Raw genomic sequence first — 22109 nt, forward strand, 5'->3', positions numbered from 1 at the left:
CGCCGACCGCTTAAATGTAAATGGGCAGAAAAAAAGCCCTAATGCCAAGCAGTTAGGGCTTTCAATGTATCAAGTTCATTTATGAGTGGAAAGACTCACCATTACTCTCCATTTTCACTAAGATGTCGGCTGGTGCAAACCGATCACCATGAAGCTTTTGATAATGCTCAAGTCTGGCCACAACATGGTCAATACCCAAGCTATCCATGTAACGGAATGGCCCTCCTTGAAACGGTGGGAACCCAATACCGAATATAGCACCAATATCACCATCTCTAGCACTTCTAATGATTCCCTCATCCAAACAACGTGCCGCTTCGTTGGCCATCAGTAACATGCCACGCTCAGCAATTTCTTTTCCTTCGACATGCTTGTCCGGGCTCACCCCCAATACGGCATAAACGCTTTCATCGACCTCTTTACTTTTAGATTTACCGTCGTACTTATAGAAGCCACGCTTATTTTTCTTACCCTTGCGATCATCGTCTTTTAACTTTTCGAAAGCTTTAGGTGTCGACATCCGCTCACCAAAAGCATCTTCTAGGATAGGAGCTACCTTGGTCGCAACATCTATACCAACTTCGTCCAATAAGGTAATAGGTCCAACCGGGAATCCGGCGTGTACCATGGCTTTATCCAGCTTTTCAATGGCACCCCCTTCATTGAGCAAAATACCAGCTTCATTAATGTATGGCGCCAAGATTCGGTTAACATAAAAACCAGCGCCATCATTGACCACGATAGGTGTTTTGCCTTGCTGTTTTGCAAGCTCAACACATGTCGCGATAACCCAGTCTTCTGTTTTTTCTGTTGCAATAATTTCTACCAGCGGCATTTTTTCGACCGGAGAAAAATAATGCAGCCCAACCACTTTTTCCGGCTTTTTAGCCCCTTCGGCAATCTTGGTGATTGGAATTGAAGAAGTATTGGTCGCGAAGATAGTCTTATCAGAGCAGTTCTCTTCCACATCCTTGACCATTTTGTGCTTTAGCTCTATATCCTCGAATACCGCTTCGATAACCATATCGGTATCTTTAAAGCCAGCATAGTCTACGGCTCCTGTAAGCTGCGACATGGTGCGACGAGCATCAGACTCACTGACAATACGCTTCTTCATCTTTTTAGCGATCAGCTTCCAAGAGTAATTCAAGGCACCGTTCACACCCTCTGGACTGACGTCTTTCACACGAACTTGTTTTTTCGCTTTATCGACGGACACATAGGCTATGCCAGAGCCCATCAAGCCACCGCCCAGAACGCCTATTTTGCGCAACGGAACGGCTTCGGCATCAGAATCAACACCATTATCTTTTTTCAACTCTGTGGTCGCAAAGAAAACACTGATCAGTGCTTTAGCTTCAGGTGAAACGACTAGTTGCCCAAAATTACGGGCCTCGATGGCCAAACCGGCCTTCATTCCCTGAGACATACCCTTATCGACACACTCGATAATCTTTTTCGGTGCTGGGTAATTGCCTTTGGTCTTTTTCTCAACGGTTTTACGAGCTTGATCAAAAATAATGTTGCGGCCCACAGGGTTAGACTCTAAAACGAGCTTTTGTAAGCCTTTAACACTAAAGTAGCTACCGAATGAGGTCTTCTTTTCTTTACCTTTACGCAAATCAGCAATGCGTTGGCGCGCCGCTTTCATCAAGTTCGCTTCGGGCACCACCTCATCCACTAACCCAAGCTTCTTAGCCTGCTTAGGAAACAGCTGCTTTCCGGTCAACATCATATCCAATGATGGCGCTATACCAATCAGTCTCGGCAAACGCTGAGTCCCGCCGCCGCCAGGTAAAACCCCCAACTGGACTTCCGGTAAACCGAGCTTTGTTTTAGGGCTGTCGGAAATAACGCGGCCACCGCAGCATAAGGCCAACTCCAAACCACCACCCAAGCAAGCACCATGAATCGCAGCAACAACCGGTTTATTCAGCTTTTCTAAGGTATTAAAAAACTGATGACCTTGAGCTGATAGTTGCTCAGCATCATCTGCTGTGTTCATCTTGCCGAACATGGTGATATCGGCTCCAGCAATAAAGCTTCCTGGCTTACCGCTTTTAATGATTAAGCCTTTAACTGAGCTATCCGTTTTAATCTGCTCAATCACTGGCTCTAACTCTTCAATAAACTCCATTTTGAGCACGTTTTGTGACTCTCCTGGAAGATCAATCGCAATGATAGCAATCCCGTCGTCTGAGTGCTCCAGTGTAAAGAATGTATTATCCGACATTATTCAACCTCCAAAATCATTGCTGCACCAATACCACCAGCGGCACATGCCGTGGTTAAACCTAAACCACCACCACGGCGTTTTAACTCATGTAATGTCTGCGTGATCATTCTTGAACCAGTGGCAGCAAATGGATGCCCGTAAGCAATAGAACCACCCAACACGTTAAACTTATCCATATCGATGTCACCAATCTTGGTACGCTGTCCGAGCTTTTCTTTGGCAAACTGTGTTGAGCCAAAAGCTTGGATATTGGAGATGGTTTGTGCCGCAAAAGCCTCATGCATATCAATCAAATCCAAATCACTCAGCTTCAGCTTCGCTTTTTTCAACGCTTTAGGCGTTGCGTAAGAAGGTCCCATCAGCATGTCATGATCCGCTTCAATGGCCGCAAAAGCATAACTCTTAATGTAGCCTAAAGGCTCATAACCTAATGCTTTCGCCTGCGATTCTTTCATCAAGACTACAGCCGCCGCACCATCGCTCAGCGGTGTTGAATTAGCTGCCGTCAAGGTGCCATACTTTCTATCAAAAGCAGGACGTAATTTGGCATACCCTTCTAAAGTAGAGTCATAGCGCACCACGTTATCGCGTAACAACGGTTCCTTGGTATAAGGCTCAACGTAAGCCGCCATCACTTCATCATCCAATTTACCCGCTTCCCACGCTTGTGCAGCTAAGGTGTGTGAACGATGCGCAAGCTCATCTTGTTCTTGACGAGTAATCCCACGATCACGCGCCATCTGCTCAGCATTCTGCCCCATGGTTAAACCCGTAGAGTATTCTTTAATCGCCGGTGGTACTGGCATTAAATCTTTAGGGCGAAGTGTTTTTAGAATGGACAGTTTTTGCCCCATTGTTTTCGCTTTTTGTAGATCAACCAGCGCTAGAGACAGTTTCTTGCTGACACCAATCGGCACGACCGAAGAAGAGTCAGCGCCACCCGCGATACCAACCGATACATCCCCAACCATGATTGATTCGGCTAAGCTAGCAACACTTTGAAAGCTTGTCGCACATGCTCGTGATACGGAATAAGCATCCGTATGCACATTCATTGGTGTACCTAAGACAATCTCACGAGCAATATTCGGTGCTTCCGGCATGATCACGACTTGTCCAAAAACCACGCGCTCAATCAGCTTTGGATCCAGTTCTGTCTTCTGGATGAGTTCATTAACCACCATTTTTCCCATTTCAATCGCATTAATTCCTCTGAAATGAGTAGCTTGTTTAGCAAACGGTGTTCTTAACCCTGAAACAATCGCAACGCGATCTTCCTTCTTGCTTCGCGCTGTCTTTTTCGTTGTTTTTGAAGCGTTTGATTCGCTCATGATGACTCCTGATAAAGTATTCTATTCTTGATTCTACCTAAACACTGCCATATTTCAAACACATGTTTGAATTTAATCCAAATCTTACCCATTTCGCCAAACAGTGTATAAAAGCTTCATGTGGTAACAATTAGTTGCAACTTTTTATGGTTTTCTGATACAAAACATCTTCTAGATCCTTTACATTGAACACACTTTTTCGTGCATCAAGGCAGACATGAGTATAAAAGAACAATTTATAGCATTAGATACATTCCTAAAATCACGAATCATTGGTCAAGAGAGTCTTGTCCATAAGATGCTCATCGCATTATTAGCCGATGGCCATATATTGGTCGAAGGCGCCCCAGGCTTAGCTAAAACTCGTGCCATTAAAGAATTATCGACCGCGATGGAAGGAAGTTTCCACCGCGTGCAATTTACCCCCGATCTCCTGCCTGCGGACTTAACCGGTACCGAAATTTACCGCCCACAGGATGGCAGCTTTCACTTCCAGAAAGGCCCGCTATTCCACAATTTAATTTTGGCGGATGAGATTAACCGTGCTCCAGCGAAAGTGCAGTCAGCGCTACTAGAAGCGATGGCAGAGCGCCAAATTACCGTTGGCCGCGAAAGTTTTGAGTTACCGCCGTTTTTCTTAGTCATGGCGACTCAAAACCCGATCGAGCAAGAAGGCACCTATCCATTGCCGGAAGCGCAGCTGGATCGATTCCTAATGCATGTTGAAGTGGGTTACCCAAACCATGATGCTGAGGCCCAAATACTGGCGGTTAATCGTCAAGAGGCATTGTCCGGCGGAGCTGCAACCGAATTAAGCATAAGCCAAGACAGTTTATTCCAAGCACGCAAAGAAGTTCTAACGGTTCACATGGCACCAGAAGTTGAGCAGTATTTGATTCAGCTGATCATCGCCACGCGTGCTCCAGAGCAACATGCGAGTGAATTAACCAACTACATTGAATATGGCGCCAGCCCGCGTGCAACCATTGCGTTAGATCGCTGCGCTCGTACCCAAGCATGGCTGGATGACCGTGACTATGTCACACCAGCGGATATTCAAGAAATTCTCGGCGAAATATTAAGGCATCGCATCATTTTGAGTTACCAAGCTGAAGCCGAAGGTGTCAGCACCAACGACGTCATCGCCAAGTTAATTGAACTTGTCCCCACTCCTTAGTGATAGCTTAGTGTTACATGACAGAGCATAACGTAACTGCAAAACAGGCACGTGAGCACAGTATTGAACTGAGCTTGGAGCAACTTATTGCTTGTCAATATTGGGCCAAGGAGTCTATCCCATTACCGCATAAGAAAACCCGCGCCCATCTTGTCGGTGGCCACTTATCACCGTTCAAAGGTCGTGGCATGGAGTTTGCTGAAGTTCGTCAGTATCAACCCGGGGATGATATTCGAACCATTGATTGGCGCGTGACCGCCCGTACCGGCAAAGTACACACCAAGATTTTTCAAGAAGAACGTGAGCGCCCGGTATTTATCGTGGCGGACTTACAAGACACCATGTTCTTTGGCTCAAGAAACCGCTTCAAGTCTACCCTCGCCTGCTTACATTCAGCACGAGCATTTTGGGCAGCTTTTAATAGCGGTAACCGAGTTGCAGGTTTGTTTAGCACCGCCCAAGAGCACATCGAGCTAAAGCCCTCAAATCGCCGTCAAAATGGTTTACGTTTGTTGCAACACCTGATGGAGCTGCACAATCAACGCTTAGAAGCCATCTATAGCGACGCTGATGCGTATCACGTCAATCAGCAATCGCTACAGGATATGCTGCTACGACTGCGCCACTTAGTCAAAGGCGGTAGTTTGATTTATATTTTCAGTGACTTTATGAACCTTAATGATGACTGCCACCAACATCTAAGCTACTTAGCACAGCACAACGATATATATGGCGTCATGGTTTCCGACCCTCTGGAAGCTTCTATTCCACGGCCGGGCCAATATACCTTAACCGATGGTTTGCGCCACATTCGTATCGATGCCAGCAATCAAAGAGATATGCAACGTCACCAACATCATTTTGAACAAAGAGTCGCGCGTATCCGCCAAGAGTTCGCTCAGACCCAGTCAGCTTTTGCGCTTTGCAGCACGGCCGATTCAATTACCGACTTATCACTTGATCCGGCGATACAGGCGAATATCGCTTTTGCAAAGGCTGGGGCTTAGCCATGAATATGACGTTTTTAAACTCGGCCCAAAGCCAGTTACTCGAACAACTTCGAGACATTCATACGCCGGAAACTGTGAGCTGGTGGCCGCTGGCTATTGGCTGGTGGGTCGTTATTGGGTTGGTTGTGCTTATTCTAGTTTTATTGCTGATCAAAACCTTAATCAAAAAGCACCACTACCGCTACGTCCGCTTTGCGACAAGCGAGCTCAAAAGTCTAGCTAACAGTGATGAGCCCAGATGGTTAGCCAAGTGCCACAATATCATGCGCCGACTATGCCTGTGTTATGGCGATGAAGCGCTAGTGAGCTCTTTGAGCCAAGCTGAGTGGTTACGCTTGCTTCAAAGCACCAATCAACAGCAGTTAAGCCAAGACACTTTAGATGCTGTTGTCGACTTACCCTACAAGCCCGTGGAAGCGAGCGAAAGTCTGAATAAAGCCCTGATTATTAACGAGGTTATAGGTTGGGCATCCGACTTGCCCGAACAAATACAACATTACCCACAGTCATCCACCGAGGAGTCGGCTCATGTTTGAGTTCCAATGGCCGTGGTTATTGTTACTGTTGCCGCTTCCTCTGTTCATATGGTGGCTCGAGGAGCGCAAGCAACGCCAACAAGCGTTACGTGCCCCTTTATTTCTATATTGGAAAATGCAACGCCAGCAAGGCAAGAAAATTAAAAGCCACTTCCCTTGGTATAACTTTTTATTGTGGTTACTCTTAATCATAGCAGTTGCACGCCCAACGTGGGTCGGCGACTCCGTCGCACTGCCGAGCAGTGGTCGCGATTTAATGGTCAGTATTGATATTTCAGGCTCCATGGAAATGGAGGACATGATGCTCAGTAATCAACAAGTGAATCGCTTAGTTGCGGTTAAAGCCTTGATGAAAGAGTTTATTGAACGCCGTGACGGTGATCGCCTAGGTTTGATTCTATTCGGCGAGCAAGCTTACCTACAAACACCACTCACATTTGATTTAAAAACCGTTCAACTGATGCTGGATGAAACCGAAATTGGTTTAGCCGGTTCCTCAAGAACAGCGATTGGCGACAGTATTGGTCTCGCCGTCAAGCGACTCAAAGATCGCAATGCTGACAATCGCGTGCTAATCCTATTAACCGATGGTCAGAACAACACAGGCGTTCTAAATCCTTTACAAGCTGCTGAACTCGCCGAGCATGCCGGGGTTACCATTTACACTATCGGTGTCGGTGCCGAAAAAATGGTGGTTCGTAACAGCTTTTTTGGTAACCGTACGATCAACCCATCGAAAGAACTCGACGAAGCAACACTTCAAGCGGTTGCTGAAAAAACAGGTGGGCAATATTTTCGGGCCAAAAACACTCGAGAGCTTGAGCAGATATACACCAAGCTTGATGAGTTAGAGCCCGTTGAAGATCTGGACCAAAATTATCGCCCCAGCAAAGCGTTATTTTTTATCCCATTATTAATGGCTATCACTCTAAGCTTTATCAAAGTGTTACTGCGAGTCCTAGTTGCTCGCAGAAAAACCAATACCGCTCAACAGGAGCTGCATAATGCCTGATTTGAGTCTATTTCATTTTATTCGCCCTTGGGCTTTATTGTTGATAGTTCCAGCTATCATCCTGTACTGGCTGTATCAAAACCAAAGCACCCAGCAAGAAGGATGGAGCGCCATCATTGATCAACACCTGCTGGATTGGATCATGCCTCGTTCCGACAAGGCTAGAGCACTCAAGTATTTACCCATCATGCTGCTGAGCTTCTGGATTATCGCAAGCGTTGCCTTAGCCGGCCCCACTTGGAAGAAAACACCTCAGCCAGTTTTCTCCAGTAAAGCCACTCAGGTCATCCTGCTCGACTTATCGCTGTCGATGGATGCGGATGATATTAAGCCCAGCCGCCTAGAACGCGCAAAATTCAAAATCAAAGATTACCTGAAACTGCATCATGAAGGGTTAACAGGCTTGGTGGTTTATGCTGGTGAAGGTTTTATTTTAAGCCCATTGACCAGCGATAAAGACACTATTGAAAATCTTCTTGGCGCTTTATCGACCAAAATCATGCCCGTTCTAGGGAGCCGTCCTGAGTCAGGTTTTGAACTTGCTATCGACTTGCTGGACAACACCGGATTAGCTCAAGGAAAAATCTTATGGTTCACCGATGGCGCTGACCAAGAGAGCCTCGACGATATCACCGAGCAGTTGGACGATACTCCTTATCAACTTAATATTTTGGCTATCGGCAGCGAAGATGGTGCTCCGATTAAGCTCTCTGACGAGGAAGGCTTTTTAAAAGATCGAAATGGCAATATTGTTATACCTCAAATTGATTACTCACTATTGACACAGTTTGCGCAAAATACTGACGCCCTGCTGACGCCCGTCACCGTCGACAACCAAGACGTCCAATTAATGGCCCAAGCCAGCAGCATCCCGACAACCGGTACGGATCAGGAAAACAAGTTTGCTGACGATTGGTTTGATCTGGGTTACTGGCTAATACTCTTATTACTGCCGATAGCACTTCTAAGCTTTAAACATCGAAACTTGCTCGGTTGCTTATGTTTCGTCACATTCGCAAGCATTGTCTCCACACCGATACATGCCGCCTCAGAGGCTAAGCCTAAAGTTGAAGCAGAAATCGGCACGGTCGAGAAGTTGTTTCTAAACAAGGACCAACAAGGCAAAAAACTGCTCGATAAAAAGTCGCCAGCTAAAGCTTACAGCACCTTTGAAGATCAACGCTGGAAAGCCGTATCGGCATATCGTATGGGCAGTTTTGATACCGCGCAAAACTTATTCAATAAGCTTCCCACAGAAACGCTTACCGCTGATGACTACTACAATAAAGCCAATTCATTGGCTCTTAATGGCGATTACGAGCAGGCGATCGACACTTATAATAAAGCGCTTGAAATTAACCCAAGTCATGCGGACGCTGAATACAATAAAAGTATCATTGAGCAAATGAAGCAGCAGCAAGACCAGCAGAATGATAATGGCCAGAATCAGGAGCAAGAGTCTGAGCAACAAAACCAAGATCAGCAGTCTCAGCAACAAAATCAGCAAAATTCTGAGCAAGACAGTGAGCAAGAGTCGTCGGAACAAAATGAACAGGCACAAGAACAGCAAGAACAGGAACAACAGCGATTAACTCCTGAGCAGCTTGAAGAGCAATTTAAAGAAGATGAAAAAGATCAAGAAATGGAGCAATGGCTTAAACGTCTATCCGATGATCCTGGAGGTCTGTTGAGACGCAAAATGTACCGTGAATACCAACGCCGTGGCCATAAGCAACATGTTGAAGAAAACTGGTAATAACCTATGACATTGATAACACGAATCTTATCTAGCCTGCTCCTATTAGCGAGTATTACCTTGAGCCAAAGCGCTAACGCTGAAATTACTCTATCATTAGATAGAAGTGATGTGCATGAAAATGAAACGTTTCATTTGCGAGTTCGGGTAGAAGACTCAAGCACCTTAAGAGCCGGTGCGAATGTCAATTTCATTCCAGAAGAAATCACAATCCGCAGTCGCCAAGAATACAACAACAGCATCGTAAACAATGGCAAATACATCACCCAGATGGGTTGGGATTTTGAACTTCTGGCAACCAGCGCTGGAACGTATACCATTCCAGCTTTGAGTATCGGGAACGAACGTTCAGAGCCCTTCACTATTCGCATTTTACCTGAGCAAAATGATCTTGGTGATACCACTAACGCCAAAATCAAGCTCCGCGCCAACCTCAGTGATACTGAGGTCTATGTACAACAGCAATTGATTTTCACGGTGAGAATCTATCGCTCAGTGGTCGCTCGAAACCAACAAATCACGCCGATTCGTGTGACCAATGCGCTGGTTGAGCAACTTGGTGATAGCAAAGCTTTTGATGTTGTCAAAGACGGTAATGATTTTCGAGTGGTAGAACAACGCTATGCCATTTTCCCTCAGCAAAGCGGCGAAATGACCATTGAGCCGATGACTTACAGCGCTACCGTTCTAGAAGAGAGCCAAGGGCGTTCACCCTGGCAGCGCTCACAACTCAAGCCATTAAGTTTAAGCACACAAAAATACACGGTGAATGTTAAACCCAAACCGCAAAATGCTGCTGAGCCTTGGCTTCCAGCGACTAAGTTGGAACTTGAGGCCGAGTGGCAACCAAAAAACCAAACATTTAGAGTCGGTGATCCCGCAAACCTCGACTTTATCATCAAAGGCACCGGGCTGCTTAAAACGCAACTTCCCTCGGTCACCTTTCCTGAGCAACAGGGCGTTACCATCTATCGTGACACGCCCCAGTATCGTCAGCGCATCAACCGCTTTGGGGTGAACAGCTACCATTTTGAAAAAATTGCCGTCATTCCCAGTGAGTCAGGTGAGATTACAATTCCTGAAATTAAAGTCCCTTGGTGGAACGTCAAGACGGATCAGCAGGAGTATGCGACTCTACCCGCTCAAACCATTCAAGTTCAGCAAAGCAGTAAGCAAATCACCAGTGATGACAATCAAACGGTGATTCCACAAGGTAAACAAATTGCTACACAGCAAGAGCCAGAGGCACAAGAAAAACAAACGCTACTGACCAATGAGCAGAACTATTGGAAATATATTACCTTCGCACTCGGTATCTTATGGTTGCTGACGTTGTTTTTATTAATGCGACAAAAATCACAACCGGCGTATCCGCAGGCTTCTGATCTAAATCAAGATCGATCCGGCGATGATGAAGCATTGAGTGCTAGTTTAAAGCGCGCCATTAAAGCTGCTAAAGCCAATGACCCTCGAGCGACAATCCAATGCTTAAGCGCCTGGTTACGGGGAGCGGCAACTAATGTTTCTGCCACCAATATCAGGCAGTTTATCGCTTTCTGCGAATCTCATGAGCTAAGTGATCTAGCCAAAGAGCTAGAGCGGTTACAGCAACATTGCTACTCTAAACAAGGAAACCAAAGCTGGAAGGGGCAGAAATTGGCTCACTTACTCGCAGGTTTTAAATCCTCAACAATGAAAAATACTCAGCAAAGATTACCTGAGCTATACAACACCGACCGCTAGCGTCGTTAAGTAACCACCCTGGGGTCAATTGGCATGTATCGCAGGGATTGGTACAATGCTTGGCTTTAAATGACGATAACAATGAGTACATAGACTATGGATTTTTCGCAATCAAAAGCGTTAATCAGTGGCGGCGCTTCAGGCCTAGGTTTGGCCACAGCTAAGCACATTATTGCAGCAGGCGGTAAAGTCGCTTTGCTGGATATCAATCAAGAGCAAGGTGATGCTGTTGCCAAAGAGCTTGGCGATAACGCGACTTTTATTGCTACGGATATCAGCAAAGAGAACGATGTCGAGCAAGCCGCAGACAAAGCAGCTGAGTTTATGGGCGGCATTAACCTCGCCGTTGGTTGCGCTGGTGTTTTAGGCGCAGGTCTTATTCATAGCAAAAAAGGCCCTATGCCTGCAGACTATTTCCAGAAAGTTGTCGATATTAATTTAGTTGGTAGCTTTTTGCTGACTCGAGCTGCTTCGCGTCATATGCAAGAAAATGAAGAGGTTAACGGTGAGCGCGGTGTCATCATCCATACCGCATCGATTGCAGCTTACGAAGGTCAAATTGGCCAAACCGCTTATTCAGCTACGAAGTCTGCCATTGTGGGTATGGTTTTGCCGCTAGCACGTGAGTTTGCGCGAATTAAAGTGAGAGTGATGGCAGTTGCTCCAGGCGTGTTCGAAACACCGATGATGGAAAAAATCACTCCAGAAGTGTGCGAGCAAATTGCTGCTGGTATTCCTAACCCTTCTCGCTTCGGGACTCCAGAAGAGTATGCAAATCTTGTTCAGCACATTACTGAGAACGCTTATCTAAACGGAACCACTATCCGCTTAGACGCTGCAGCAAGGCTGCAATAAAGCGAGGCTTCTAGCCTCTAGTTCAGTAAGAAAAAAGCACCAGCTTATTGCTTGGTGCTTTTTTTCACCATGTTTAAAAATGAGCGATCTTGACCGCGTTCGTCTGCAACTAATTCACGCTTATCTTTTTGCTGTTCCTGCCAATGGGTTTCAAACATTTCCGTATATTGCTTAGACTGCTTCATTTCATCCGGCACTACGAGTACGCACATATCTAACTCCTGAAATTGATATAACTTTTGTTTTGGTGAGTCTAGTAGAACAAAGGAATCTGAAGTTTCAATGAATCAATTATGGCGAATTATGGCAAATCACACTTTTTTGCTTGTCCAGATACCAAAAAGCCCGATTTCTCGGGCTTTTTGGTTTTGTGAGTACTATCACTTTATTAAGCGATGACTTCGTTGCACCAGAATTTGCAGCTCTCTTAATGCCACCGAGAACTTAGCAAACTCATGCGTATTGCTTTGTTTAAAGTCACTAACCATCTCACTCCAACGAGACAGTAAATCGTCGTGATCGGCCAAGAAGTGCTTAATACGCGTCTCAGGAGACTTGTATTTAGCCGTCAAAGGCAATACTGCTTCAATCAAGTTACGCTGCTGATAATCCAGTTCTTCACGGAAAGCAGCACGCGCAAACGCTTGCCAATGGTTGGACACCGGCTGGGCAATAATTTGATTCAAGAACCAATGCAAATCAATCTCTGCACCCAGTTTGTAGTAAACCTCTGCAACGCTAAGAATAGGCAGCTCATATTGCGTCGACAACTCAACGATATCCATTGATGAGAACATGGTACTGAGATAGCCGACCTGTTTCGCCAACTTCTCCGGAACACCCTGCTCGACCAACTCTTTAATGTCCTTTTCAATTCCTTGGGCTTCTTTCGCTTCAAGTGTCTTATGAATATTCTTTTGAAGCTCTAAAACGCCTTTTCTGAAGAAGTTAACAACCTCGTCAATCGATTGGTCTTTACTACGGTTACGAACGAACCAACGAGTCGCACGGCGAACAATACGGCGAGCCTGAAACATCATTTTCGTTTGAACTGCCGCAGGAACCTTATTATCCAACGCTTCGATGCTTTCACATAAACCCGTCAGGTCAAATGTTTCTTTTGCCATAACGTAGCACTGCGCTACTTCACCAATATTTGCACCGACCTCATCAATCACACGGAAAGCGAAGTTTGTGCCCATCAAGTTAACCATTTCGTTGGCTAAACACATGGCAATAATTTCATCCTTCAAAGGATGCTTAGTCATGTTGTCGACATAGTTTTTGCGAAGTGGCTTAGGGAAGTACTCCAGTAAATAACTTTCAAAATAGCTGTTTTCAGTCACTTCAGGAATACGCAACGAATCTTTCAGTCCCATTTTACCGTAAGCCAGTAGCACGGCTAACTCTGCACGAGTCAAACCTCGACCGTTTGCTTCCCGTTCCAGCAGTTCGTCATCAGAAGGCAAGAACTCAAGGCTTCTGTCTAAGCCAATATTTTTCTCTAAGCCATGGATAAATCGCATATGCTCTTTAACCATTGATGGCGCTCTCGATTCCGTAATACTGATCGACTGTGTTTGTCGGTAGTTGTCTTTGATGACGATATCCGACACTTCATCCGTCATACGAGCGAGTAAATTATTACGGCGTTTAACGGTTAATCCGCCATCAGCAACAATGCCATTAAGGAGGATTTTGATATTAACTTCATTATCTGAGCAGTTAACGCCGCCCGCGTTATCGATAAAGTCTGCATTGGCACGTCCGCCATGCTGCATATATTCGATACGACCTAACTGAGTACAGCCAAGGTTACCACCTTCTCCGATGACCTTAACCTGCATGTCTTTACCATCAACTCGCAAGTTATCATTTGCACGATCACCCACTTGCTGATTAGTCTCACTGGAAGACTTAACGTAAGTACCGATACCGCCGTTCCAGAACAAATCAGCCTTCATTTTTAGAGCAGCATGAATAAACTCATTTGGTGCTAACGATTTAGCTTTAACACCGAGCATCTCTTGTATTTCAGGCGTTAACTCAATCTTCTTAGCGCTTCTTTCGAATATGCCACCACCGCTAGAGATAAGCTTTTGATCATAATCATTCCAGCCAGAACGCTGCATTTTGAATAAACGCTCACGCTCTTTATAACTGGTTGCCGCATCCGGGTTAGGGTCAACAAAGATATGCATATGGTTAAATGCTACCTGTAAGCGGATATGTTTTGATAACAACATACCGTTACCAAAAACATCCCCGGACATATCACCACAGCCAACCACAGTGAAATCCTCGTTTTGACAATCAACGCCCATTTCGCGGAAGTGCTGCTTAACAGATTCCCAGGCACCTTTCGCCGTAATACCCATGGCCTTATGGTCATAGCCATTACTACCGCCTGAGGCAAATGCATCACCTAACCAGTGGCCGTATTCTTCTGAAATGCTGTTTGCAATATCCGAGAATGTTGCTGTACCTTTATCGGCAGCAACAACGAGGTACGCATCAGCCTCATCATGAACCACAACATCGCGAGGATGAACGAGCTTATCCTCAACATAGTTATCAGTGATGTCCAACAGTGCTCTGATAAAAGTTTTATAACACTCACCCCCTTCTGCAAAGAAAGCTTCACGACCGCCTGAATTAGGCAGCTGCTTACAAACAAAGCCACCCTTTGCGCCGACAGGAACAATCACTGAGTTTTTGACTTGCTGAGCTTTTACCAAGCCGAGAACCTCGGTACGGAAATCTTCTCGTCGATCTGACCAACGCAAACCACCACGCGCTACTTTACCGCCACGAAGGTGAACCCCTTCGACGCGTGGCGAGTAGACAAAGATCTCATACATCAGTACCGGCTTCGGCATATCCGTGATGATGCTTGGGTTGAGCTTGAATGAGATGTAAGGCTTATCTTTACCTTGCTCATCAGGCTGGAAGAAATTGGTTCGAAGAGAAGCCTCAATCAGTTCAATGTACTTGTTGATAATTTTATCCTGATCCAAACTCTCAACGTCTTGTACATCTTTCAATAACTGGCTTTTCTTGAGTGCGTATTTACGCTGACTGTATTCCTCATGAGGATTGAACTTCAGTTCGAACAATTCCACTAAGCCTGTCGCTATCTCGGGGTATTGAGCCAGCGTTTGCTCGATGTAAACTTGGCTGAAGGTGAAGTTGATTTGCCACATGTATTTTGCATAAGCACGCAATACCGCGACCTGACGCCAATCCAATCCTGCGGTAAGAATCAGGCGGTTAAAGCCATCATTCTCAGCCTGCTTATACCAGGCTTTGCCAAATGCTTTGTGGAACTTGTCACGCATAGTTTCAACATCAATTTCAGACTCTTCGTAACGAACATCAAAGTCTAAAATTCGGTAGTCGCCTAGGAACTCTGATGAAACTTCGTAAGGGGTCTCATCAATGACCGTTAAGCCCATGTTTTCAAGCATTGGCATCACGGCAGACAGCGGCAGAGGCGTATCCTTATGATAGAGCTTAAATCGTAATGACTGGTCATCTCCAGAACGATATAAAAACATACCCAGTGGCCAATCATCACTCAGGTTTTCAATGTTCTTAATATCGATCATGGCAGAGTCGACGCTCTGCTGATTCTGGAAGCTAGGTGGGAATGCCTCGCGATATTTCTTCAATAAAACCGCGGCCTCTTCACCTTCAAATTGCTTGTTAATCTCGTCAGATAACACCTCTTCCCAACTCAAGGCCGCCTTCTCTAACTTTGTCTGAAGCTGGTCTATGTCATACTCAATGGCTTCTGTATTCTCAACCGGGACACGGAAGTGTGTCCTTACAAGATTCGACTCCGAGAAGTATGTTGTAAACTCAATTTCACCTTTACTGTCGAATGTTTCTGATAGAATGTCCGTCATCTTCAAGCGAATTCTGGTGTTATAGGTATCTCTTGGAACGAATGTCAGAACAGAAAAATAGCGCCCAAAAGGATCACGACGAACGAAGGCTCTAACTTGGCGGCGCTCTTGGATATGTAAAATACCCATCACCACATTAAGCAGCTTTAAGGTTGGAATTTGGAAAAGCTCATCTCTAGGATAAGTCTCCAAAATATTTTTAAGTGCTTTATAGTCATGACCACCAGGCTTCAACTTAGACTCAGTCAGCACATTGTTGATCTTCTTACGCAATACGGGAATCAGCTGAGGATCCATGTTGTAAGCGGCAGAGGTGAAAAGACCGAAGAAGCGGTGCTCTCCAATCACTTCGCCTTTATCATTGAAGCGTTTAATACCGATATAGTCCACATGACTCGAACGGTGTACCGTTGATAAGGTACTGGTTTTAGTGAGCACCAATATATGATCGGTGGATAAAGCTAATTTCCTCGCGCCCTTCGGTGAGCGTGATAACTGATATTCTGAATACTTACGCTCATCAGCCAGGATACCAAGTCCAGAGCCTTTAACAGACTTCAGATACAAATCATCCCCTTCACCTTCAAGATCATAGGTTCTGGCTCCCATGAAGACAAAGTGATTTTCTTTTACCCAGCGTAAAAAATCTTCAGCTTCTTGAATACGGTCTTGGCGCATTGGTGGAGGGTTAGACTCCAACTCATCAATGATGCTTACCATCTTCTCCCGCATCGGCTTCCAGTCAGTAACCGCTGAGCGAACGTCTCGCAAAATCCTAATAAGGTCTTCTTCAAGCGCTTTCATGAACTTAGGGTCGATCATACGTTCGACTTCTATGTACATCGGCGTTTCTATATTCGCACCTTCTTTGGTGCCTTTATTATAAGAAACGTCTAGCTTTGAAATTTTGCCTTTATCGGTACGTCTAACGTACATCGGAACATGGATATGCAGTAACACATCAACACCGTGTCGATTGAGCTCCATGCGAATGGAGTCAACCAAAAACGGCATATCACGATGGTTAATTTCAATGATGGTATTTCGCGATTCCCAACCATCTTTTTTCAGGTCAGGATTAAATACTCTGACTTTACATGATCCATCAAACTCCTGAATAAAGCCCCATAGGCTATTTACGGAGTTAAAATACTCTTCAGCTCGTCTTTCGCTGAATTCATATTCGGAAACACTAGAGTAGATCAGTTCTGAGAATTGTTTTACAAGCTCTGCTTGGCGCTTTGAGAATTTTTTATCGCAGATTTGCTGGACGTTTTCCAACAATTTGGAAGTATTGCTTACACTGGCCATTGTCCTGTCCAAGAATAAATTATGAGTGAAATCACGTAACTTCAACGTTACCTAATTCTAGGACATTTACAACTGAAATGGCACCTTAATTTGCGATTAAGGTGCCATTTTTCACACTGCTACAACCAGTTAAAGATATTTAACGGCGATAGAATAATGCAGCTAATGCGGGTAATAAGAAAATTGCACCTAACATGTTCACTAAGAACATAAAGGTCAGCATAATTCCCATATCAGCTTGGTACTGTAAAGCAGAGAATATCCACGTGCTCACACCAATCGCTAAGGTTAACCCCGTGAATAGCACTGCATTACCCGTTAACTTCAGGGTTTCAAAATAGGCTTCCGATACAGAGCGGCCCTCGCGGATAAATCCGACCATACGCGAGAAGATGTAGATACCATAATCGACACCAATACCTACGCCCAATGCAATCACCGGTAAGGTTGCCACCGTCAAGCCGATTTCTAGCCACGTCATTAATGTTTGCGCCAGCAGAGACACCACGACCAGCGGTAACACCACGCAGATTGTACCTCTAACCGAGCGGAAGCTAATCAAGCATAAGAGAGTCACGGCTAAATAGACCCAAATCATCATGGGCACTTGAGCCGCTTCAACCGCCTCATTAGTCGCAGCCATCACACCGACCGCTCCTGTCGCTAAGCGGAACTTAACTGGTTTAAAACCACTCGCAGGCAGTTGTTCTTTGATGGTTGCTTTAATTTCGGTTAGTTGCTCTTGCGTAATATCAGTCGACTCTTGTAACTGTTGATCAACATACGTCTCAAGCGTGGGTCGGTCATTATCGTCACTGTAAGACAGGTCTGCGTATTCGGTCATCAGTCCGTCTAAGCGACTCTTAATGGATTCTTTTTGCTCTTCTTCAAGGTTGGCGAAATTAGCGTCAATAGCAGACAGTACATTCGACTTTTCTTGAGCAAGATAGTCTGCTTTAAATGATTTAACCGAGCTCACCACACGCTCAATGGTCTCAGCTTTATGGTCTTTTAAGAACACCATCACCGGCATCACGCTACACCCTGTGTTAAGCAATCCTGTACTGGTTTCAACTCGGGCGATGGTATAAGGCAAGACAGCCTCATCTTTCGGTAGCATTTTCCACTTCAAATTTCCTTCGCTAAGCAAACCATTAACGATTTTAGAAATTTGAGGCAAGCTTAAGGTCGATTGAACTCCATCAACATTGGCCATTTGCCACTGGAAGTCATCGATGGTTTCCATAATATTGTAGTAGGTACAACCATCTTCGCGTGTTTCCGCCAAGATTGAAATGACATCCGTTCCGATGGAGTATTTATCGGTAACGAACTTTGTGTCGATGTTATATGGCGAATCTTGCTTTAATGCTGGAGCACCCGCATGAAGATCACCGACCTTCATATTCTGTGATCCCCAGTAGCCCAGCAGTCCAAGCAAAATACCGACCACCACAACTACCGTCGCCATTGGCCGTTTAGCAAACACCGCTAGCTTATGCCAAATCACTTCGTGAGACTTTTCTCGCTTTTGAACATTACTGACAAACTTATCGCTGAACTGCGTGTACGAAATCAGCAGCGGCAACAGTATTAGGTTAGTCAGAATAAGCACGGCCACACCAATACTGGCTGTAATGGCAAGCTCGCGAATTATATCAATTTCGATCAACTGCAACGTCAGGAAGCCAATGGTGTCACTGAGTAGCGCGACGCCACCCGGTACAATCAAACCTGCACATGCAACGATAGAGGCATCGAATACTTTTAAGCCTTTGCCCACATTATGTTGCACGCCGTTGATCATTTGTACGCCATGACTGACGCCAATCGCAAAGATTAAGAATGGAATTAAAATGGACATCGGATCGATGCCATATCCCATGGCTGTCAGAATACCTAGCTGCCAAACAACTGCCACACTCGAAGTCAATAACGGCAATATTGTTAGTTTGATAGAACGCGAGTACCAGAAAACCAATAGCGCAGTTATCAAAAAGGCAATCAAGAAGAAGAAAATGACATTGCCAGCACCATCACTGACATCGCCAATCATTTTGGCAAAGCCGATGATATGAACTTCAACGTTAGGGTATTCTGCCTCGATATCCGTACGCAGCGTCTCTAGCTGGTGTGCAACTTTCACATAGTCTGTTTGCACCATCTGTGACAGTGCATTCCCATCAGCATCTAACTCTAACTCAGCATTAGGGTCGTTATACTCTGAAAACAACTGAGCTGAAATCATGGCTGACGTGAAGTCGTTAGACACTAAGCGTCCTCGAATCCCCGCTTTTAGGATATTTTCACGGACTTTGGCGAAAGCTTCGTCTTTACTCACCTGCTCAAACTCAGGTGGAATAACAGGTCCACCCTCTAAGCCCTGTTCGCTTGCCTCGATGTAACGAACAGACGGTGAAAATAATGATTGGACCTGAGACTGATTAACGCCTTCAATGCCTTCAACACGATCATCAGCTTTTCGTAGCGCTTCAAAGAAATCTTCGGAGAAAATTTCTCCCTCTTTGGCTTCTAAGGCGACAAATACTCGATTGGCACCGCCAAACTCTTCTTGGTACTGCAGATACGTTTGCATGTACTCATGTTTCAGCGGAATATTTTTTTCGAAGCTTGCATCAATTCTGAGTTGAGAGACGAAATATCCCATTACCACAGTTACGATGGCAAAAAGAGCAACCCATATCGCACGCTTGGAAAATAACAGGGACTTAACAAAAGGTTCTAATTTATTATTTGCCATCTTTTTGACCTTCTTTTACTGATTTTTTAGAGCTCACAGCGTCAAACGTTTCAACACCACCTTCTCCCACAATAATGAATCGATTGTCACCTAAGCCAACTAGCGCAGCGCGCCCCTTAAGATCGGTTCGCTTACGAATGGATACATCATTGCCTTTCTTGGTCACCAACACACCACCGGTACCAACCAGCACTAACTCACCTTGTGGCGTGATTAACATATCGTGTAAACCCGCTTCATTTTGTAAGCGGATCGACGTCCAAGTCACTCCATCATCATTTGAGTGGAATAAGTTCCCCCTCAAACCATAAACATAAATATCACTGCCATTAACCGAAATACCAAAGAAAGAACCCTCATAAGGCGAATCCAGCTTTTGCCATGTTTCACCAGCATCCTTTGTTACCGCAATCATGCCTTTACTAAACTCTTCACCCATCTCATCGGCTTCGGCAATATACTTCTCGCCAGCCATATACCAAGTGTCGCCAGACAGTTGTTCGAGGTCATAAAAGTGACTGAAACCATCATACACATCACTCAGACTGGCAATTTCTCTGTTTTCCCAAGTCTCTCCACCGTCTGTGCTCTCTAGATATAGACCATAGGAACCAATAGCCGTAATATTGTCTTCTGAGGTATAGAGAACATTAAATAATGCTGGCTGTAGGTTCGAGACCTCTTGATGACTGAGCACCCAAGTTTCCCCAGCGTCAGTCGTCAACAATACGGTTTGATCAAAACCAACTGCCACACCGCGCTTGTCATCAAGAAAGTCAACAGCTGTTAGGTTCACATCAACAGGAACAGGGACTTGTCGCCACGTCTGGCCGCTATCATCGGTGATAAGGATGTGGCCCCGTTGACCGACAGTAACGAAGCGCTCATCAGACACTTTAACGATGTCGAGTAGGAGCGAGCTTTTAGCTTTTGGAGCGATTACGGCAGGTCCTGCTTGAAGTATCATTGATGCCACTAGGACCAAGCCACTTATTAGAACTTGTAGGACAGTTTTCATTGTTTTGGTATTTTCTTGATAGTAATAGCAAAGCGGCCGGTGAACCCGACCGCTTGTGTAGTGTTTATCGACGACCGATTCTGCGCAGCGCCGATGGAGTAAAATGTGAGCCCCTGAAGTCTGCATTAAAGTTATACATATCTTCTTGGTTATCAAGGCCAATCACTAGGTAACGGCCAGAAGGAAGATCGTAGTAAGTTTCCAATGTCGACCATAAGGTTGGTACGTCATAGTAGTTGATAGGGTAAGCCATCGCTACACGCCACAACTCATCACGCTCGTCGTACATTTCTTCGGCTACGATCTGGTAGCTGTCTTCATCAATATAGAAAACACGTTTCTTGTACTGGTGACGAGTGTTCTCTTTCAAATTAGCTTCTAAGACCCATACACGGTGTTTTTCATAGCGCACTAAATCTTGGTTAATAACGCCAGGCTTAATGATTTCGTCATACTCGACTTGATCAGAGTGAAGCTTATAGTTGTTGTATGGAATATAAACTTCTTTTTTGCCCTTGATTGTCCAGTTATAACGGTCAGGAGCACCGTTGAACATATCAAAATCATCAGTAGTACGTAGGCCATCAGATGCTGTACCCGGTGCATCATAAGCAACATTTGGAGCACGGCGAACACGACGCTGACCCGGGTTGTAAGTCCAAGCTTTACGTGGCTCAGCAACCTGATCCATGGTTTCATGAACCAATAATGCTGTACCCGCTAGACGCGCTGGAGCTTCAACGATTTGGCGGAATAAAAACAGGACGTTACCTTCAGCCAATTGTTCCGGCGTCATGTCTGGCTCATTGTAGATGTGGTGTAATTCGTCTTTCAGCTTTACTAGAACATAATCACCATCAGCCAAAGGCGTTGCTTGGCCAACTTCACGCTCTACCGAAACCCCGCGATAACGCGTTATTGAGTTCCAAATTAACTGTAAACCATTTTCAGGAAATGGGAATGGAACACCAATAGAAGCGCCTTTAATACCATTACCACCTTCAATCAATTCTGCGCGCGGCGCATTTGCTTTGATTGCATCATAAATATTCTGTGGGAATGACGCTGAGCGACGAGTTTTGTAGATGTTCATCTTATAATTTTCAGGGTAGGTCTTGAATAACGCAACCTGACCTACCGTAAGAAAATCTTCGTACTCTTTATAATTTGAAGCCGTAATCGTAAATTCAACTTCATCTTCAGCAAAAGGATCAGGGTGGTGGTCCCCAACCTCATAACCCTCAGGAGCTTGCTGAATACCACCGGTCCAAGCTGGGATAGAGCCATCTGCATTACCTGCTCTTTCCGAGCCCATTGGGGTATAAACATCTCCACCTAACTGGGCAGCTTTTTCTTGTGTGACTTTTGCAGAAGCTACTCCCGAAAAGAGTACTGAAGCGACTGCACTCGCCAATAACCATTTATTCATAATCTTAGCCATAAACTGTTAATACC

At 45.2% G+C, this 22109-nt stretch carries 14 protein-coding genes; 7 read left to right on the top strand and 7 right to left on the bottom strand.

Annotated elements, in window-relative coordinates; genetic code table 11:
* Positions 1 to 79 precede the first annotated feature (79 nt).
* Positions 80 to 2233, bottom strand: a complete 2154-nt coding sequence (fadJ, locus tag ABD943_RS03300; RefSeq protein WP_345291756.1) for a fatty acid oxidation complex subunit alpha FadJ — start codon at positions 2231 to 2233, stop codon at positions 80 to 82.
* Positions 2233 to 3567 (bottom strand): acetyl-CoA C-acyltransferase FadI, encoded by a 1335-nt coding sequence (gene fadI, locus ABD943_RS03305; RefSeq protein WP_345291757.1) that lies wholly within the window; start codon positions 3565 to 3567, stop codon positions 2233 to 2235. Before fadI ends, fadJ begins: the two co-directional genes overlap by 1 nt.
* A 217-nt stretch (positions 3568 to 3784) precedes the next feature.
* Between fadI and ABD943_RS03310 the strand changes: the two genes are divergently transcribed.
* From ABD943_RS03310 to ABD943_RS03340, 7 genes are all read left to right on the top strand, one after another.
* Positions 3785 to 4744 (top strand): AAA family ATPase, encoded by a 960-nt coding sequence (locus ABD943_RS03310; RefSeq protein ID WP_345291758.1) that lies wholly within the window; start codon positions 3785 to 3787, stop codon positions 4742 to 4744.
* A gap of 17 nt (positions 4745 to 4761) precedes the next feature.
* Positions 4762 to 5751 carry a DUF58 domain-containing protein gene (locus ABD943_RS03315; RefSeq protein WP_345291759.1) on the top strand — a complete coding sequence of 330 codons (990 nt, stop codon included), beginning with the start codon at positions 4762 to 4764 and terminating at the stop codon, positions 5749 to 5751.
* Between the two features lie 2 nt (positions 5752 to 5753).
* Positions 5754 to 6290 (top strand): DUF4381 domain-containing protein, encoded by a 537-nt coding sequence (locus tag ABD943_RS03320; protein ID WP_345291760.1) that lies wholly within the window; start codon positions 5754 to 5756, stop codon positions 6288 to 6290.
* On the top strand, positions 6283 to 7302 hold the full coding sequence (locus ABD943_RS03325) for a vWA domain-containing protein (protein ID WP_345291761.1): 1020 nt from the start codon (positions 6283 to 6285) through the stop codon (positions 7300 to 7302). The genes ABD943_RS03320 and ABD943_RS03325 overlap by 8 nt, the downstream gene beginning before the upstream one ends.
* Positions 7295 to 9058 carry a vWA domain-containing protein gene (locus ABD943_RS03330; protein ID WP_345291762.1) on the top strand — a complete coding sequence of 588 codons (1764 nt, stop codon included), beginning with the start codon at positions 7295 to 7297 and terminating at the stop codon, positions 9056 to 9058. The genes ABD943_RS03325 and ABD943_RS03330 overlap by 8 nt, the downstream gene beginning before the upstream one ends.
* Positions 9059 to 9064: 6 nt before the next feature.
* Positions 9065 to 10801: a BatD family protein gene (locus tag ABD943_RS03335; protein WP_345291763.1), complete on the top strand. Its 1737-nt coding sequence runs from the start codon at positions 9065 to 9067 to the stop codon at positions 10799 to 10801.
* Positions 10802 to 10897: 96 nt separating this feature from the next.
* Positions 10898 to 11656, top strand: a complete 759-nt coding sequence (locus tag ABD943_RS03340) for an SDR family NAD(P)-dependent oxidoreductase (RefSeq protein ID WP_345291764.1) — start codon at positions 10898 to 10900, stop codon at positions 11654 to 11656.
* A gap of 44 nt (positions 11657 to 11700) precedes the next feature.
* On the opposite strand, the gene ABD943_RS03345 is transcribed toward ABD943_RS03340, so the two are convergent.
* The 5 genes from ABD943_RS03345 to ABD943_RS03365 all read right to left on the bottom strand — a co-directional run bounded on the left by ABD943_RS03345 (position 11701) and on the right by ABD943_RS03365 (position 22095).
* A complete protein-coding gene (locus ABD943_RS03345) occupies positions 11701 to 11868 on the bottom strand; it encodes a hypothetical protein (protein ID WP_345291765.1) in 168 nt (55 codons plus the stop codon).
* Between the two features lie 168 nt (positions 11869 to 12036).
* Positions 12037 to 16875 (bottom strand): NAD-glutamate dehydrogenase, encoded by a 4839-nt coding sequence (locus tag ABD943_RS03350; RefSeq protein ID WP_345291766.1) that lies wholly within the window; start codon positions 16873 to 16875, stop codon positions 12037 to 12039.
* 139 nt (positions 16876 to 17014) lie between these two features.
* A complete protein-coding gene (locus ABD943_RS03355) occupies positions 17015 to 19636 on the bottom strand; it encodes an efflux RND transporter permease subunit (protein WP_345291767.1) in 2622 nt (873 codons plus the stop codon).
* Positions 19626 to 20654 (bottom strand): WD40/YVTN/BNR-like repeat-containing protein, encoded by a 1029-nt coding sequence (locus ABD943_RS03360; protein WP_345291768.1) that lies wholly within the window; start codon positions 20652 to 20654, stop codon positions 19626 to 19628. Before ABD943_RS03360 ends, ABD943_RS03355 begins: the two co-directional genes overlap by 11 nt.
* A gap of 64 nt (positions 20655 to 20718) precedes the next feature.
* The gene (locus tag ABD943_RS03365; protein ID WP_345291769.1) at positions 20719 to 22095 is read right to left on the bottom strand and encodes a DUF1329 domain-containing protein; all 1377 of its coding nucleotides are present in this window, start codon (positions 22093 to 22095) and stop codon (positions 20719 to 20721) included.
* Positions 22096 to 22109 lie beyond the last annotated feature (14 nt).

Source organism: Kangiella marina, assembly GCF_039541235.1.
Classification (GTDB): domain Bacteria; phylum Pseudomonadota; class Gammaproteobacteria; order Enterobacterales; family Kangiellaceae; genus Kangiella; species Kangiella marina.

What these genes read in the sequence shown, in the direction of transcription:
- fadJ (WP_345291756.1), bottom strand. Translation starts at nt 2,233, where the DNA reads ATGTCGGATAATACATTCTTTACACTGGAGCACTCAGACGACGGGATT.
- fadI (WP_345291757.1), bottom strand. Translation starts at nt 3,567, where the DNA reads ATGAGCGAATCAAACGCTTCAAAAACAACGAAAAAGACAGCGCGAAGC.
- ABD943_RS03310 (WP_345291758.1), top strand. Translation starts at nt 3,785, where the DNA reads ATGAGTATAAAAGAACAATTTATAGCATTAGATACATTCCTAAAATCA.
- ABD943_RS03315 (WP_345291759.1), top strand. Translation starts at nt 4,762, where the DNA reads ATGACAGAGCATAACGTAACTGCAAAACAGGCACGTGAGCACAGTATT.
- ABD943_RS03320 (WP_345291760.1), top strand. Translation starts at nt 5,754, where the DNA reads ATGAATATGACGTTTTTAAACTCGGCCCAAAGCCAGTTACTCGAACAA.
- ABD943_RS03325 (WP_345291761.1), top strand. Translation starts at nt 6,283, where the DNA reads ATGTTTGAGTTCCAATGGCCGTGGTTATTGTTACTGTTGCCGCTTCCT.
- ABD943_RS03330 (WP_345291762.1), top strand. Translation starts at nt 7,295, where the DNA reads ATGCCTGATTTGAGTCTATTTCATTTTATTCGCCCTTGGGCTTTATTG.
- ABD943_RS03335 (WP_345291763.1), top strand. Translation starts at nt 9,065, where the DNA reads ATGACATTGATAACACGAATCTTATCTAGCCTGCTCCTATTAGCGAGT.
- ABD943_RS03340 (WP_345291764.1), top strand. Translation starts at nt 10,898, where the DNA reads ATGGATTTTTCGCAATCAAAAGCGTTAATCAGTGGCGGCGCTTCAGGC.
- ABD943_RS03345 (WP_345291765.1), bottom strand. Translation starts at nt 11,868, where the DNA reads ATGTGCGTACTCGTAGTGCCGGATGAAATGAAGCAGTCTAAGCAATAT.
- ABD943_RS03350 (WP_345291766.1), bottom strand. Translation starts at nt 16,875, where the DNA reads ATGGCCAGTGTAAGCAATACTTCCAAATTGTTGGAAAACGTCCAGCAA.
- ABD943_RS03355 (WP_345291767.1), bottom strand. Translation starts at nt 19,636, where the DNA reads ATGGCAAATAATAAATTAGAACCTTTTGTTAAGTCCCTGTTATTTTCC.
- ABD943_RS03360 (WP_345291768.1), bottom strand. Translation starts at nt 20,654, where the DNA reads ATGAAAACTGTCCTACAAGTTCTAATAAGTGGCTTGGTCCTAGTGGCA.
- ABD943_RS03365 (WP_345291769.1), bottom strand. Translation starts at nt 22,095, where the DNA reads ATGGCTAAGATTATGAATAAATGGTTATTGGCGAGTGCAGTCGCTTCA.